The following is a 14108-nucleotide window of genomic DNA, read 5'->3' on the forward strand; positions in this document are numbered from 1 at the left end:
CGAACGGTCGTCGTTCGCCGCAGGGAGGCGCGCTGGTGGTTATCCCTTGAGGCTGCCTGTGGTCAGGCCGGACATGATGTTCCGCTGGAAGATCAGGAAGATGATGACGGTCGGAATCGCGGCGATGACCGACGCGGCGATCACCACGTTCATCGGCGTACCACCCGCGAAGGTGTAGATGCCGACGCTGACCGTCCTGGTCTCCGGCGACGGCATGACCAGCTTCGGCCAGAGGAAGTCCTTCCAGACCGCCGTCACCGCGAAGATCGAGACGACGCCGAGAATGGGGCGCGAGAGCGGCAGGATGATCGACCAGAGGGTACGCATCGACGTCGCCCCGTCCATCAGGGCCGCCGCCATCAGCTCCTCGGGAATCGAGTCGAAGAACCGCTTCAACAGGAAGATGTTGAACGCGTTCGCAACCATCGGCAGCCAGATCGCGAACGGCGAGTCGAGCAGGTTGATGTGCAGAATCGGCAGGTCGAGCACGGTCACGTACTGCGGAACGATGAGGACCATCGCCGGGATCATCAGCGTCCCCAGCATCAGGGCGAGGATCACGTTGCCGAACATCGGTCGAAGCTTGGACAGGGAGTACGCGGCGGCGGTGTCGAAGACGAGTTGGAACAGCACCGCGCCGATCGCGTAGTAGAAGGTGTTGAAGAGCAGCTTGGCGAGGGCCAGGTTGTTCCACGCGTCGATGTAGTTCTGCGGCTGCGGGTCCTTCGGGAACAGCGAGGGTGGGGTCTGCGCGATCTCCTGGCCGGACTTGAGCGCGCCGGTGACCATCCAGTAGAGCGGTCCGAGGAAGACGAGCGTGAACCCCGCCACGACCACGACCAGCAGCGTCCAGTAGATGACCCGGCCGCGCCCCCGGCTGAGCTGGGATTGGGAGATGAGGGTCCGGGTTCCGGAATCCTGTGCCATTCCTCGCCGTCCTAGTCCTGTTTCGCAGTCAGCCGCACGTACACGGCGGAGAAGCCGGCCAGCACCACGAGCATGATCACGCCCAGGGCGGCGGCGCCGTTGAGGTCGTTCTGGAAGAACCCGTGCTGGTAGATGAGGTACGCCACCGAGGTCGCCGAGTCCTCCGCGCCCGCGCCGTTGGCGAGGATCAGGGGTTCGATGAAGAGTTGCATGGTGGCGACGATCTGCAACATCGCCAGGAGCGCGAGGATCAACCGGGTCTGCGGGATCGTCACGTGGACGATCCGACGCCAGATCCCGGCGCGTCGAGCTCCGCCGCCTCGTAGAGCTCGCCGGGGATGTTCTGCAACGACGCCAGGTAGATCAGTACGGCGCCGCCCATGTTCATCCAGGTGGACGCGACCACCATCGCCGGCATCGTCATCTCCGGCGACTGCATCCACTGCGACGTGGGCAGGTGCAGTGCCTTGAGGATCGCGTTGAACAGCCCCGCCTCGCTGGGGTCGTACGCGTAGAACTTGAAGAGGAAGAGCGCGGAGGCCGGCGGCAGCATCACCGGTAGGTAGACCAGGATCCGCAGGTACCCCTTGGCGTGGCGGAACTCGTTGAGCAGGATCGCCACGAAGAACGGCACCACGTAGCCGAGGGCCAGCGCCAGGACGGTGAAGTAGAAGGTGTTCTGCCAGGCCGTCCAGAAGCTGGGGTCGGCGATGATGCGGGAGTAGTTGTCCCAACCCACCCAGGTGGTCTCGCCGCGCCGGGTGCGCTGGAAGCTCATGACGATGCCGCGCACCATCGGGTACCAGGAGAAGACGACGAAGCAGAGCACCGCACCGATCAGGAACGCGTGACCGGTCAGGTTGTCCCGTAGCTTGCGGCCGAGGCTCGTACGCTGCGGCCTCGCCGAGTACGGCGACGGCGGGCGGCCCGCTTTCCGAGGGATCTGCGGGACGGTGGTGATCGCCAAGGCAACTCCTGGGTGAGTCGGTGACGTCGTCGATGCCGCGGACGGCGTGGGGGCCGGGTCGGCGTCCCGGCCCCCCACACGATCGGTCAGCTCTCCGCGGCGAGGAGCTGGTTGACCTTTTCCTCGGCGGTCTTGAGCAGCGCGTCGATGTTCGCGTTCGGGTTCGTCAGGACCCCGGACATCGCGGCGTCGAGCACCGCGTAGACGGCCTGGGCGTTGCGCGGCTCACCCTTGATCGGAACCGGGGTCGCCTCGAAGAGCGCGAAGTTCGCCGTGTCGACGTTCGCGTTCGCCTTGCGCAGCTCCAGCTCCTGCTTCTGCGCCTCGCTGCCGTTGGCGAAGAGCAGCGGCTGGGGCAGACCCACCGGGTAGTTCTGCGGCTTGGCCCGGACGTAGTCGAACTGGCCCTTGCCCGGGGTCAGCTTCTGGTACGCGATCCACTTCATGCCGGCCTTGACCTGCTCGGGGGTGAGGTCCTTCTTGAAGAAGTAGCCCTCGCCGCCACCGAGCGTCCCCTTCGCCGGGCCGTCCTGGCCAGGCAGCGGGCTCATCGCCCAGTCCTGGAACTTGCCCTGGAACTGGCTGACGATCGCCTGGGTGGAGTCCGGTGCGCCGATGAACATGCCGACCTTGCCCGCGCCGGCGTTGGTCAGCAGGTCACCCCACTGGAGCAGCTGGCGGGCGCCCATGCTGTTGTCGCCGTACCGCATGTCCTTGAGGTTCTGCAGGACCTGCTTGCCCATCGCGTTGTTGAAGTCGGCCTTCTTGCCGTCCTCGGTCAGCACCCGGCCGCCCTGCGAGTAGAGCAGGGAGGTGAAGTGCCAGCCGCCGGTGTTGCCGGCGCTGTACTCCGAGTAGCCGGCGATGCCGTTGCCGAGCGCGGAGATCTTTTTGGCTGCCGCCCGGACGTCGGCCCAGGTCTTGGGCGGGTTGTTCACGTCCAGCCCGGCCTGCTGGAACAGGACCTTGTTGTAGACCAGGCCCATCGAGTAGTTATCCACCGGAACGGCGTAGAGCTTGCCGCCGTCGGTGAAGACCTCCTTGAGCGCCGGGTCGACGCTGTCCCAGGTCGGGATCGCGTCCTTGTTGACGTGCTGACTGATGTCCATCGCCTGACCGGAGTCGAGCACCTGCTGGAGATCGGTCATGTACCCGTAGAAGACGTCGGTCACGGTGCCGCCGGCGAGGCGGGCGGTGAAGTCCGGCGGGTTGTTGCACTGCTCGCCGACGCTCACGCTCCTGATGACGATGTCCGGGTTCAGCCGCTGGAACTCGGAGACGTCGTCGTTCCAGTTCTTCAACAGCTCTTTCTGGGCGCCGACCGGCTGACAGTCGACCGTGATGGTGACCTTGCCGCCGGCGTTGGTGTCCTTGTCGCCGCTCTTCGTGGAGCACGCCGTGAGGCTGAACCCCAGGCCGGCCACGAGCGCCAGCGCCGCAGCCTTTCGGTATTGCGGTACGGACATCTGTCCATCCCTTCGGGAACGGGTGTCTCCAAGACGTTCGCTGATCTGCGGTGAAGCGACCTGACGCCCTGTAGCTGCGCCGGAGCCAGGTGTGAGTGGAGTCACTGTAACGAGGCCGACTCATTTCAGCAAGGTGTCGACGGTGTTCTGAAAGGACGCGACATCTTGACGACAGAGGCCGACAGGAGGCCGTTATGCGCCGGATAAGGTGGCTTATGGACCCATCTGCCGGGCGGCCATGGAAAACGGCCGCCGACCGCGAGACGCGGTCGACGGCCGGAAGGGCGGTCGGTCAGTGGGGCAGGGCGATGGTCAGCGACCGGGGGCGGGCGCGGTGGAGCCACGCACGACCAACTCCGGCTCGAACAGCAACTCGTCGTGCAGCACGCCGGCACCCTCGATCTGGGTAACCAGCAGATCCACGGCAGCCTGCCCCATCGTCTCGATCGGCTGCCGCACCGTGGTCAACGGCGGGTCGGTGCAGGTCATGAACGCGGAGTCGTCGAAGCCCACAACCGAGATGTCGCTCGGCACCGTGCGACCCAGCCGCCGGGCCGCCCGGATCGTGCCCAACGCCAGGACGTCGCTGGCGCAGATGATGCCGGTCACGCCCCGCTCGACCAACTTCGTCGCGGCGACCCGCGCGCCCTCCATCGAGAAGCTGGAGCGTTCGACGCACTCGGCGTCGGCCTCGCCCCAGCCCGCAGCCTGGACCATCGCGTTCAGCTTGCGCCGGGAGGGCACATGCCCCTCCGGGCCGAGCACCATCCCGATCCGTTCGTGCCCGAGCGAGCGCAGATGCCCGTACGCCTGCTCCACGGCCACCGCGTCGTCCGTGGAGACCCGGGGGAAACCCAACTCGTCCACACCCGCGTTGACCAACACCACCGGCAGACCCCGGTCGGTCAGCCGCCGGTAGTGGTCGTGCCGGGCGTCGGCGAGCGCGTACGAACCACCGGCGAAGATCACCCCGGAGACCTGGTGGTCGAGGAGCATCTCCACGTAGTCCATTTCGGAGACGCCGCCGATGGTCCGGGCACAGAGAGCCGGGGTGTAGCCGCGCTGGGCGAGGGTCCCGGTGACGACCTCGGCCAGCGCCGGGAAGATCGGGTTCTGCAACTCGGGCAGCACCAGCCCGACCAGCCGGGCACGTTCGCCGCGCAGCTTGGTCGGCCGCTCGTAGCCGAGTACGTCGAGTGCGGTCAGCACGGCGGTCCGGGTCGCCTCGGAAACACCGTCGCGGCCGTTGAGCACCCGGCTGACAGTGGCCTCGCTGACGCCCGCCTTCTTGGCAACTTCAGTCAACCGCTTGGTCACGGCAGCAATGCTACGTCACCCCAATGAAAGAAATGAACAGCAAAATGCGCAGAGTTTGCTGTCAAGCTGCTGCAATCTGCCATCACACGCCACCCGACCCCTCGCGTCATCATGAGTTGTGGTGCCCCACAAAAGGAACATTCTAGGCTCTACCGCCCACCACAACTCCATGATCGACGGGACGGAAGTGGAGCCCGTCAGGACAGGTTGCGCAGCGCGTCCTCGATGGCCCGGTGGAACGTCGGGTACGCGTAGATCATGTGGCGGAGCTGGCTCAGCGGCACCGCCGCGTGCACCGCCACCACCAGCGCGGAGAGCACCTCACCGCCGGCCGGGCCGACCGAGGTCGCGCCGATCAGCACGCCCTGGTCGGCGTCCGCGATCAGCTTGATGAAGCCCTCGTCGCCGACCTGATGGATCCAGCCCCGGGTCGAGCTGCTCAGCTTGGTGAATCCGACCTGCACGTTGATGCCGCGCTCGCGGGCCTGCCGCTCGGTCAGCCCCACCGCGCCGACCTCCGGATCGGTGAACGTCACCCGGGGCAGGGCACGGTAGTCGGCGCGCGGCACGCTGCCCGCCGATCCGCTCGATCCGCTGGCGGCCAGCGAACTGGACGCGCCCATCGCGCCGCCCACCACGCTGGCGGTCCCACTGGCGTCCGGTCCAGCGCCCGCGAGCCGGGCGCGCGCCAGCACATCGGCGATCACGATCGCCGCCTGGTACATGGCGATGTGGGTGAAGGCCCCCTCGCCGGTCACGTCACCGACCGCCCAGATGCCGTCGGTCACGTGCAGCCGGTCGTCCACCGCCAGGTAGCGCTGGGCGGCGTCCACCCCGACCGTGTCCAAGCCCAGCTCGTCCAGGTGGGCGCGGCGTCCGGTCACCACCAGCAGTCGGTCGGCGGTGAACTCCGCCCCGCCGGCGCCCCGCAGGGTGAACCGGCTCCCGTCATGCTCGACGCGCTCGGCCCGTACCCCGGTGTGGATCTCCACGCCGTCGGCGCGCAGCGCCGCGGCCGCGACCTCGGACGCCTCCGGCTCCTCGACGGCCAGCACCCGCTCCAGCGCCTCCACCACCGTCACCCGCACGCCGAAGCGGGCGAAGACCTGGGCCAGTTCCAGCCCGATGGCGCCACCGCCGAGCACCAGCAGCGACGCCGGCAGCTCCTCGACCTCGATCGCCTGGTGGTTGGTCCAGTACGGGGTGTCGGCCAGCCCGTCGATCGGCGGCACCGAGGGACGGGTCCCGGTGCCCAGCACGATTCCGTGGCGCGCCTGGAACACCTGGTCGCCGACGCGGACCCGGCCCGGGCCGTCGATCCGACCACTGCCCCGGACGAACCGGCCGCCCCGGTCGGTGAACCGACGCACGGCCACCGTGTCGTCCCAGGTGTCGGTCGCCTCCTCGCGGATGCGCTTCGCCACCGGCGCCCAGTCCGCCTGGACCTGCGCCGCCCCGGCCAGGCCGTCGACCCGACGCGCCTCGGCGAGCGCGTTGGCCGCCCTGATCATCATCTTGCTCGGGATGCAGCCCCAGTACGGGCACTCCCCGCCGACCAGGTCCCGTTCGACACCGACGACGCTCAGGCCGGCCTCGGCGAGTCGCCCGGCCACCTCCTCGCCGCCGACCCCGAGCCCGATCACGACCACATCCACCAGCTCCGGTTCCGCCACCTGCACAGCATCCCCCAGCGGCAGCACCCCAACCGCCGAGGGTGGGCGGAAAGTCGACTCCCTCACCGGGCCGGGCAGCCTACGGTTACCGCATGCACGCACGCTTCAACCCGGTCCGGGACTGCTTCCACGACCTGCTCGCATCCGGGCGCGAAAGCGGCGCGAGCCTGGCCGTCTGGTACGACGGGCAGCCGGTGGTCGACCTGGTCGGCGGCTCCCGCAGCAGCGACGGGCCCGACGGCGAGCCATGGCGAGCGGACACGCTTGTCAACGTCTACTCGGTGGGCAAGCCGGTGGCCGCACTCTGCCTGCTGATACTCGTCGATCGGGGTCAGGTCGATCTCGACGCCCCCGTCGACCGGTACTGGCCCGAGTTCCGCACCCCGGCCACCATACGGCACCTGCTGTCGCACACGGCCGGGCTGCCGGCCTTCCCGGTGCCCCGGCCGGCTGCCGCGATCGCCGACTGGGCGTTGCTCGCCGGCGACCTGGCCGCCGCGGACCCCGAGTGGACGCCGGGCACGATCGCCGGGGAGCACGCGTGGACGTACGGGCACCTGACGGGCGAGCTGGTCCGACGGGTCGACGGCCGGCCGCTGAGCCGGTTCCTGGCCGAGGAGATCACCGGTCATTGGCAGCTCGACTTCGGCCTCGGGTTGGCCGAGTCGGACCAGCGGCGCTGCGCGGACCTGCGCTACGGCGACCCGCGGTGGCCGACCCGGAAGCTCGGCGAGCCGGGGTCACCGCGCGCACGGGCGATGGGCAACCCGGCCGGTGGGCTGGACCTGGCGGTACTGAACAGCCCGCTCTGGCGGGGGGCCGAGATGCCCGCGGTCAACCTGCACGCCACCGCGTCCGGCCTGGCCCGGCTCTACGCCGGTCTGCTGGCCGGCGGCGTGCTGGACGGGGTCCGGCTGGTCAGCCCCGAGCTGGTCGCCGAGGCGGCCCGGGTCCAGTACGACGGGCCGGACCTGGTGCTGGACCGCCAGGTCCGGTGGACTCTCGGTATGCAGTGGGAGCCGGACGGCAGCTGGGGCATGGGCGGCATCGGCGGCAGCAGCGCGTGGGCCGACCCGGAGCGGGGCTACGCCTTCGCGTACGCCACGGCCCTGCTCGCCGAACACGACCGGGTCGACGAGCTGGCCGAGGTGCTGCACTCGGTGCTGTGACGCCCCGCCCGTTCAGCGCAGCCAGACCGGATCGGTGCCGGGCACCGCGAGCGGCGGTGGGTAGTCCAGGGTGCGGCGCAGCTCGTCGGGCAGCCGCCACGGCTGGTGCACGGCCTTGCCCGGCGCCCCCGCCAACTCCGGCACCCAGCGACGTACGTAGTCGCCGGCCGGGTCGTACCGTTCGGCCTGCCGGACGGGGTTGAACCCCCGGTACGGCTTGGTGTCGTTGCCGGTGCCGGCGACCCACTGCCAGTTACCGGAGTTGTTGGCCACGTCGCCGTCCAGCAACCACTGGAAGAAGACCGCCACCCCGGCCCGCCAGTCCTGCCCGAGGTGCTTGGTCAGGTAGCCGGCCGTGATCAGCCGGGCCCGGTTGTGCATCCAGCCCTGAGTCCGCAGTTGCCGCATCCCGGCGTCCACGATCGGCATGCCGGTGCGCCCCTCGGTCCACGCCGCCAACGCGTCGTCGTCGTAGCGCCACCGCTCGGTGGCGCCGCCGCGGTACGCCGTGGTGGAGATCTCCGGAAAGGCGGCGGTGACCTGGTAGTAGAAGTCCCGCCAACAGAGCTGCCGGACGAACGGGCCGGACCGGTCGCCGGCACGGTTGGCCACCGCCAGCGGCGACACGCAGCCGAAGCGCAGGTACGGGCTGAGCCGGGAGGTGTCGTCGCCGGCCATGTCGTCGTGCTGGTCGCCGTACCGGTCGAGGTCGGGCAGCCAGTCGGTGAGCCGCTGCCGGGCCAGGCGCTCGCCGCCGGCGGCCGCCTCGGGCGACCCGCCGGGCGGCGGCGCCGGCAGTCGGCCCACCCGTACCCCGTCGGGCAGTGCGATCCGGTGCGGCGCGGCCAGCTCCGCGCGCCAGCGGGAGGCCGCCCAGGCCCGGTGGTACGGGCTGAACACCCGGTAGTGGTCGCCGCCGCCCGGCCGCAGGGCGCCCGGCTCGACCACGGTCAGCCCGGGAAACAACCGCAGGTGCAGCCGGTGCCGCTCGCACTCGGCGCGCAGCAGTCGCTCCCGCCGGCGGGCGTGGCGGCTGACGTCGGCCGAGAGAGCGACGGCGGTCGCACCGACCTCGCCGGCCAGCCGGATCGTCTCGGCCACCGGGTCACCGTGCCGCACCACCAGGTCGCCACCACGCTCGCGCAGTTCGGTGCGCAGCTCGGCGAGCGCCTGGTGCAGGAACCGGGTGCGGTTGGCCGACCGGCCCGCCAGCGCCGGGTCGAGCACGTACAGCGGAACCACCCGGTCGAAGGCCGCGCAGGTGGTGGCCAGCGCCGGGTGGTCGTGCACCCGCAGGTCGCGGGTGAGGAGCACGATCGCGGTGCCCGCGGTCATCGGACCGCCGGGTGGATCGTCGGCCCGGGGATGGAGACCGGCGTACCGGTCGACGTGAGCAGGGCGCGGGCGGCCACCGCCATGCGACGCCGCTGCGGCACCAGGGCCCGCCGGGCGAAGACGTCGTAGTCCTGCGCGGCCACCTCGTCGAGGATGCCGCCGTAGAGCGCGTACGCGGTGCGCATACACGCCTGCGAGGCGGGCGCGAGCATGGTGATCCCGGGTGCGGCGGCGGCGTAGTGCGCCTGCGCGCGGGTCACCTCGTACTCGATCAGCTCGCGGATCCGGGGTGTGCCCCGCCCCCGGTCGCGGGCCTGGACCAGCTCGTCGCGGGTGACACCGAACTTCGCCAGGTCCTCGTCCGGCAGGTAGGTGCGGCCCCGGTCGAGGTCCTCGGCGACGTCTCGGATGAAGTTGGTGAGCTGGAAGGCGAAGCCGAGCTGCCGGGCCGGCTCGCGGGCCGCCGCCGGGTCGGAGCTGCCCAGGATGGGCAGCATCATGGTGCCGATGACCGCCGCCGAGCCCTCCATGTAGTCGAGCAGGTGGTCGTAGGTCGGGTACGCGGTGACGGTCAGGTCCATCGCCATGCTCTTCAGGAACAACGCGAAGTCGTCCCGGTCGAGATGGAAGACGGCGATGGTGTGCAGCACGGCGGGCAGCAGCGGGTCGTCGACCGGCGCGCCGTGCAGGCCGGCCACGAAACGGCTGGCCCAGTCGTCGAGCAGGGCGGCCCGCTCGGCCGGCGGCAGGTCCTCGGTGCGGTCGACGATCTCGTCGGCGTACCGGGTGAAGCCGTAGAGGGCGTGAACATGCCGTCGTTTCCACGCGGGAAGCAGTCGGGTGGCGAGATAGTAGGTGCGACCGTGGCGTTTGTGCAGCTCACGGCACCGGTCGTAGGCAGCGGTGAGATAAGTGTCCACCGGCCCTCCTCAAATATCGACGCACCAATCGACGCAACTCATCACCCTAGGGTACGCTCGGCCACATGGCCAACGACGCAGTTGCGGGCAACGCGATCCGCGTGGCGCCAACCCGGTCGGGCGACCGGGACGATCCGGTCCGCGTCGTGCTGGCCGCGTACACCCATGACCTGATCACGGCGGTGGACGACACCCTCACCACGTTCCTCACCGCCGAGGTCGACGCCCTCGGCGAGATCGACGCAGGGATGGGCGGCTTCGCGGCCGCCGCCCGCGAAGCCGTGCTGGCCCGCGGCAAGCGGATCCGGTCCACCTTCGCCTACTGGGGCTGGCGCGGAGCGGTCGGCAACGGTCAACCGCTGGCGCCGGTGCTGCCCGCGCTGGCCGCTCTCGAACTGCTGCACACGTTCGCGCTGGTGCACGACGACGTGATGGACGCCTCCACCACCCGCCGCGGCCGACCCGCCGCACACGTCGCGCTCGCCGAGCAGCACATCGCCGCCGGTCACCGGGGCGACCCCGGACGGTTCGGCGAGGCGGTCGCGGTGCTCATCGGCGACCTCTGCATGGTCTGGGCCGACCGGCTGCTGGCCCAGGCCACCGTTGCGCCGGCCCAGCTGTTCGAGGTCCGCCGCTGCTACGACCAGATGCGGGTGGACACCGTCGCCGGGCAGTATCTCGACGTGCTCGGTGAGAACGACCCGGCCAACTGGTCCGTCGACCGGGCCCTGCGGGTGGCGCGCTACAAGACCGCCAGCTACACCGTCCAACGACCGCTGCTCTTCGGGGCCTGCCTGGCCGGGGTGCCTGCCGACGCCCCGCTGGCCGCCGCGTACACCCGGTACGGCCTGGCCGTCGGCGAGGCGTTCCAGCTCCGTGACGACCTGCTCGGCGTCTACGGCGATCCGGCCGCCACCGGCAAGCCGGCCGGCGACGACCTGCGCACCGGCAAGCCGACGACGCTGCTCATGCTGGCCCGGCAGTTGGCCACGCCGGCTCAGCTCAGAGCGTTGGAACAGGCGGACGCGGGGCCGGTCGAGAGGCTCGCCGAACTGGTCGCCGAAACCGGTGCGGCGGCCCGGGTGGAGCGGATGATCGCCGAACGGGTCGGTGACGCGCTGGCCACGCTCGACGCCGCACCGGTGGACCGGACCGCGCGAACCGCACTGACCGGGCTGGCCACCGCCGCCACCAATCGACGAGCCTGATGAGCGACTTTCCCAAGGAGGTGGTCACGTGCGGACGGTGACAGGACGGACGGACCGGGTGGTGGTCGTCGGCGCCGGGCTGGGCGGCCTCGCCTGCGCGCTGCACCTGGCGGGCAGCGGCCGGCAGGTGACCGTGCTGGAGCGTGAGCCGGTGCCCGGCGGGCGGGCCGGGCGGCTCGCGGTGGACGGCTACGAGTTCGACACCGGACCCACCGTGCTCACCATGCCCGACCTGATCGCCGAGGCGCTCGGCGCGGTCGGCGAGGAACTGCGCGACTGGCTCGACCTGAACCCCCTCGATCCGGCCTACCGGGCGTACTACCCGGACGGGTCGACCCTCGACGTGCTCACCGACACCACCCGGATGGCGGCCGAGATCTCCCGGGTCTGCGGTCCTCGTGAGGCCGACGGCTACCTGCGCTTCGTCGACTACGCGCGGGAGCTGTGGCGGCTGGAGCGGACCGACTTCATCGAACGCAACCTGGACGCGCCGACCGACCTGCTCACCGGCAACCTGCTCAAGCTGCTCACCGGCGGGGCGTTCCGACGCCTCCAGACGAAAATCAACCAGTTCTTCCGGGATCCGCGCACCCAGCGGATCTTCTCCTTCCAGGCGATGTACGCCGGCCTCGCCCCACACGACGCGCTGGCCATCTACACGGTCATCGCGTACCTCGACTCGGTGGCCGGGGTCTACTTCCCGCGCGGCGGAATCCACGCGGTCTCCAAGGCGATGGCCGGCGCCGCCGAGAAGCACGGCGTAGAGATCCGGTACGACACCACGGTGACCCGGGTGGAAACCGCCAACGGCCGTGCCACCGGCGTCCTCACCGCCGACGGCGAACTGGTGCCGGCGGACGTGGTGGTGCTCAACCCGGACCTGCCGGTCGCCTACCGGGACCTGCTCCCCGCCGCCCCCAAGCGTCTCCTCACCTACTCGCCGTCCTGCGTCGTCCTGCACGTCGGTTCCCGGCAGGGTTATGCGAAGATCGCCCACCACAACATCCATTTCGGACGCGCGTGGAAGGGCACCTTCGATGAGGTCATCCGCCGGGGCGAACTGATGACCGACCCGTCGCTGCTGGTCACCAACCCGAGTCGCACCGACCCGTCGGTGGCTCCACCGGACCGGCACACCTACTACGTGCTCGCCCCGGTGCCCAACCTCGCCCGGGCCCCGTTCGAGTGGCGCGGTGACCTGACCCGACGCTACGGCGACCAACTGATCGACACCCTGGAGGAGCGCGGCTACGTCGGCTTCGGCGCCGGGGTCGAGGTGCTGCGGGCGATCACCCCCGCCGAGTGGGCCGAGCAGGGGATGGCCGCCGGCACCCCGTTCGCCGCCGCGCACACCCTCTTCCAGACCGGCCCGTTCCGCCCGTCGAACCTGCACCGCGACCTGTCGAACGTGGTCTTCGTCGGCTCCGGCACCCAGCCCGGGGTCGGTGTGCCGATGGTGCTGATCTCCGGCAAGCTGGCGGCCGGCCGAATCACCGGGGAGGGACGATGAGCAGTCGCGAAGAGCACCTCGTCGAGCTGGTCGACGAGGCGGGCGAGGCCCACGGCGAGACAAGCGTCGCGGCCGCCCACCAACCGCCCGGGCAACTGCATCGGGCCTTCTCGGTGATCCTGGTGGACCCGGACGGCCAGGTGCTCCTCCAGCGGCGGGCCGCCGTCAAGACGCGGTTCCCGCTGCGCTGGGCGAACTCCTGCTGCGGCCACCCCCGCCCGGGCGAGTCACTCGCCGAGGCGGCCAACCGACGGCTACGCGAGGAGCTGGGCGCGGGCCCGGTCGACCTGACCGAGGTCGGCGTCTACATCTACTACGCCGAGGACCCGGCCACCGGTCGGGTCGAGTTCGAGTACGACCACGTGCTGCGCGGCGAGTTCCGGCCCGCAGCCCCGCTGCAACCCGACCCGGACGAGGTGGCCGAGCTGCGCTGGGCCGATCCCGCCGCCCTGGAGGCCGATCTCGACCGGGACCCCCGGTCGTACGCGCCCTGGCTGGGCGGGGTGGTGAGCCGCCTGCTGCGCCCCTCGGTGCCGACGTCCGGCGCATCCGGCCCGGCCGTGACCCCGTCCGGATCGTCGGCGGATGACGCGGCGGAGCGGTCGGGTGGCCGATGAGGCTCTGAGCGCGGGCGCCGTCGCGCGCCGGCTGGGGGTGGCGGTCACCACGCTGCGCACCTGGCACCAGCGCTACGGGCTCGGGCCCAGCCAGCACATCCCGGGCCACCACCGCCGGTACACGCCGGCCGACCTGGCCCGCCTCGAAATCATGCGTCGGCTCACCGCCGAGGGGGTCAGCCCCGCCGAGGCGGCCCGCTGGGCCCGACAGGCACCCGATCCGGCGTCCACCGACACCATCGGACACAACCGGATCCGCCCGCCCTCCCGGGACGGCGGAGGGACCATCCCGGTGGGTCGCGCCGGCCCGGCCGCCCGCGGGTTGGCCCGCGCCGCCATGCGGCTGGACGCGGCGGCGATCAGCGAGACGATCGCACACACCGTGGCCGCCAGCGGGGTCGTCGCCACCTGGGAGGGCCTGCTGCGACCCGTGCTCGCCGGCATCGGCGAACGGCACGCCGCCACGGCGGGCCTGATCGAGGTGGAACACCTGGTCTCCCGCTGCGTGTCGGAGGCGTTCGCGGCGGCCAGCCGGGCCAAGGTGCCCACCGGGCCGGCCCGCATCCTGCTCTCCTGCGCGGACGAGGAGCAGCACACCCTTCCGCTCGAAGCGTTGGCCGCCGCGCTGGCCGAGGCCGGGGTGAGCTACCGCATGCTCGGTGCCCGGGTGCCGGTCGCCGCCCTCGTCGAGGCGGTCACCAGGACCGGGCCCGCCGCCGTGGTGCTCTGGTCGCACACCCGGGCCACCGCCGACCCGGCCCAACTCAGCGCACTGCTCGCCGCACCCCGCCGCCCCCTGCTCGTGCTCGCCGCCGGACCCGGCTGGCGACCCGACACCCTGCCCGCCGGGGTGGTGCGACCGGTCGACCTGGCCGAGGCGGTGTCCCTCTCCGTGGCGGTCCGTGACTCGCTGGACCAGTCAGTCGAGGGCTGACCGCCCTGTCCGCCTCGCGCGGCGTCCACTAGCGTCGGGGAGTCCGCCTACCCCGCACCCCCCGG

The 14108-nt window shown here is 71.0% G+C and carries 11 protein-coding genes and 1 pseudogene; 5 read left to right on the forward strand and 7 right to left on the reverse strand.

Annotated features, from left to right (window positions below; genetic code table 11):
- Positions 1-39 precede the first annotated feature (39 nt).
- The 5 genes and pseudogenes from JNW91_RS07020 to JNW91_RS07040 all read right to left on the reverse strand — a co-directional run bounded on the left by JNW91_RS07020 (position 40) and on the right by JNW91_RS07040 (position 6350).
- Entirely contained in the window at positions 40-927 is an 888-nt protein-coding gene (locus JNW91_RS07020) for a carbohydrate ABC transporter permease (RefSeq protein ID WP_203174095.1), read from the reverse strand.
- A gap of 11 nt (positions 928-938) precedes the next feature.
- Positions 939-1894: pseudogene (locus JNW91_RS07025) on the reverse strand (carbohydrate ABC transporter permease).
- Between the two features lie 86 nt (positions 1895-1980).
- Positions 1981-3360 (reverse strand): ABC transporter substrate-binding protein, encoded by a 1380-nt coding sequence (locus tag JNW91_RS07030; RefSeq protein ID WP_203174096.1) that lies wholly within the window; start codon positions 3358-3360, stop codon positions 1981-1983.
- 312 nt (positions 3361-3672) lie between these two features.
- Positions 3673-4677 (reverse strand): LacI family DNA-binding transcriptional regulator, encoded by a 1005-nt coding sequence (locus JNW91_RS07035; protein ID WP_203174097.1) that lies wholly within the window; start codon positions 4675-4677, stop codon positions 3673-3675.
- A 197-nt stretch (positions 4678-4874) separates the two neighbouring features.
- Positions 4875-6350, reverse strand: a complete 1476-nt coding sequence (locus JNW91_RS07040; RefSeq protein ID WP_203174098.1) for a dihydrolipoyl dehydrogenase family protein — start codon at positions 6348-6350, stop codon at positions 4875-4877.
- Between the two features lie 92 nt (positions 6351-6442).
- Here JNW91_RS07040 and JNW91_RS07045 point away from each other — a divergent pair, with 92 nt between their 5' ends.
- The gene (locus JNW91_RS07045) at positions 6443-7519 is read left to right on the forward strand and encodes a serine hydrolase domain-containing protein (protein WP_203174099.1); all 1077 of its coding nucleotides are present in this window, start codon (positions 6443-6445) and stop codon (positions 7517-7519) included.
- Positions 7520-7531: 12 nt separating this feature from the next.
- Here JNW91_RS07045 and JNW91_RS07050 read toward each other — a convergent pair whose 3' ends face one another.
- Both JNW91_RS07050 and JNW91_RS07055 read right to left on the reverse strand, forming a co-directional pair.
- A complete protein-coding gene (locus JNW91_RS07050) occupies positions 7532-8854 on the reverse strand; it encodes a cryptochrome/photolyase family protein (protein WP_203174100.1) in 1323 nt (440 codons plus the stop codon).
- Positions 8851-9774 (reverse strand): phytoene/squalene synthase family protein, encoded by a 924-nt coding sequence (locus JNW91_RS07055; protein WP_203174101.1) that lies wholly within the window; start codon positions 9772-9774, stop codon positions 8851-8853. The genes JNW91_RS07050 and JNW91_RS07055 overlap by 4 nt, the downstream gene beginning before the upstream one ends.
- Before the next feature lie 65 nt (positions 9775-9839).
- Here JNW91_RS07055 and JNW91_RS07060 point away from each other — a divergent pair, with 65 nt between their 5' ends.
- The 4 genes from JNW91_RS07060 to JNW91_RS07075 are packed head-to-tail and all read left to right on the forward strand — an operon-like array spanning position 9840 to position 14043.
- Positions 9840-10982, forward strand: a complete 1143-nt coding sequence (locus tag JNW91_RS07060; RefSeq protein WP_203174102.1) for a polyprenyl synthetase family protein — start codon at positions 9840-9842, stop codon at positions 10980-10982.
- 28 nt (positions 10983-11010) lie between these two features.
- Positions 11011-12492, forward strand: a complete 1482-nt coding sequence (crtI, locus tag JNW91_RS07065) for a phytoene desaturase family protein (RefSeq protein ID WP_203174103.1) — start codon at positions 11011-11013, stop codon at positions 12490-12492.
- Positions 12489-13109, forward strand: coding sequence for an isopentenyl-diphosphate Delta-isomerase (gene idi / locus JNW91_RS07070; RefSeq protein WP_203174104.1), 621 nt, complete (start codon positions 12489-12491; stop codon positions 13107-13109). The genes crtI and idi overlap by 4 nt, the downstream gene beginning before the upstream one ends.
- The gene (locus tag JNW91_RS07075; protein WP_203174105.1) at positions 13099-14043 is read left to right on the forward strand and encodes a MerR family transcriptional regulator; all 945 of its coding nucleotides are present in this window, start codon (positions 13099-13101) and stop codon (positions 14041-14043) included. The genes idi and JNW91_RS07075 overlap by 11 nt, the downstream gene beginning before the upstream one ends.
- Positions 14044-14108: the final 65 nt, after the last annotated feature.

It is taken from the genome of Micromonospora parastrephiae (assembly GCF_016802865.1).
Taxonomy (GTDB): Bacteria; Actinomycetota; Actinomycetes; order Mycobacteriales; family Micromonosporaceae; genus Micromonospora; species Micromonospora parastrephiae.